General features: G+C 70.8%; 1 protein-coding gene. It reads right to left on the bottom strand.

Translation table 11 applies throughout. The features are described 5' to 3' along the window. A partial coding sequence (locus D588_RS0105135) for an acetyl-CoA carboxylase biotin carboxylase subunit (protein WP_017915209.1) occupies window positions 1-1631 on the bottom strand: 1631 nt, incomplete at its 3' end. Window positions 1632-1823: the final 192 nt, after the last annotated feature.

The following is a 1823-nucleotide window of genomic DNA, read 5'->3' as shown; positions in this document are numbered from 1 at the left end:
CCGCTCGCCTCGAGCGGCTCCTGCGCCGGCGCGGCGTGGATCCGCCAGCCGCCGGCATGCGTGGTCAGCTGCAACGTGCGTTGCGTTTCGCCGTGCTGCAGGGTCAGCGCACGCGGCGCCGGCGCGCCCAGCCGCCAGCCGTCGCGCAGGTCCCACGGCGAGTGCGGATCGGCAGTCTGCGCCGCCGGCGCGTGCTCGTGCAGTTGCCAGGCCAGCGCCGCCAGGCTCCACAGCGCGTCGGTGGCCGGGACGGGGGTGTCGAACAGCGCCGCGTGCTCGCGCTCGATCAGCGCGGTGTCCAGGTCCGCCTGCGCGAACGCGCTGGTGCCGACCAGGCGCTGCAGGAACGCGGCATTGGTCGACACGCCGACCACCTGGCACGCCGCCAGCGCCGCCTGCATGCGCCGCAGCGCGCGCTCGCGTGTCACGTCCCAGACGATCAGCTTGGCGATCATCGGATCGTAGTGCGGGCCGATCACGTCGCCCTGTTCGACACCGGCATCGACCCGGGTATGCGCATCGGCGGCGGGCAGGCGCAGATGCTGCAGCGTGCCGATCGAGGGCAGGAACCCGCGCGCCGGGTCTTCGGCGTACAGCCGCGCTTCCAGCGCATGGCCGTGGATCGCCAGTTCGTGCTGGCGCTGCGGCAGCGGCTGCCCGGCGGCCACGCGTAACTGCCACTCCACCAGGTCGGTGCCGGTGATGCACTCGGTGACCGGATGCTCCACCTGCAGGCGGGTGTTCATTTCCATGAAGTAGAACGCGCCATCGGGCGCGACGATGAACTCCACGGTGCCGGCGCCGACGTAGCCCACCGCACGCGCCGCCTCCACCGCGGCCTGGCCCATCGCCGCACGTCGCGTCGCGTCCATGCCTGGCGCGGGGGCTTCCTCCAGCACCTTCTGGTGGCGGCGCTGCACCGAGCAGTCGCGTTCGAACAGGTAGACCAGTTCGCCGCGCGTGTCGCCGAACACCTGGATCTCGATGTGCCGCGGCCGCAGCACGTACTTCTCCACCAGGACGTGCGCATTGCCGAACGCGGCCTGCGCCTCGCGCTGGCAGGCAGCGAGCGCGGCGGCAAAGTCCTCATCGCGATCGACCCGACGCATGCCCTTGCCGCCACCACCGGCGCTGGCCTTGATCAGCACCGGGTAGCCGATGGCCGCGGCCTGTGCGCGCAGGAAATCCGGGTCTTGTTGCTCGCCGTGGTAACCCGGCGTCAGCGGCACCCCGGCGGCCTGCATCAGCGCCTTGGCCGCACTCTTGTCGCCCATGGCGCGGATCGCCGCCGGCGGCGGCCCGATGAACACCAGCCCGCGCGCGGCGCAGGCTTCGGCGAACTCGGCGTTCTCGGACAGGAAGCCGTACCCGGGATGGATGGCCTGCGCCCCGCTGCGTTGCGCGGCCTCGAGGATGCGCTCGCTGCGCAGGTAACTCTCGCGCGCTGGCGCGGCGCCGATGTACACGGCCTCGTCGGCCAGGCGCACGTGGCGCGCGTCGCGGTCGGCATCGGAATACACGGCCACGGTGGCGATGCCGAGCTTGCGGCAGGTGGCGATCACCCGGCAGGCGATCTCGCCGCGATTGGCGATGAGGATCTTGTCGAAGGTCGGCAGGTCGGGGGTGGCCATGGTCGGGTGCCTGGAGAAGGTTAGAGGTGTCGCGCTTGCGGTGCGCAGACGTGCGCAAGAGTTGCGTCGTAGGTGTTCAGCCGGAGCAGCTTCAGCGTTAGAAGTTGCTGTTGCCGTGCTTTGGCTTTGGCTTTGGCTTCGGCTGTTGCTCCGGCTTTTGATTTACCGGGTTCCCTTCCGAAGCGGCGGCCA

The organism is Xanthomonas sp. SHU 308 (genome assembly GCF_000364645.1).
GTDB lineage: Bacteria > Pseudomonadota > Gammaproteobacteria > Xanthomonadales > Xanthomonadaceae > Xanthomonas_A > Xanthomonas_A sontii.
The sequence above is the reverse complement of the archived record's forward strand: the minus strand, read 5'-3'. Positions and strand labels throughout refer to the sequence as shown.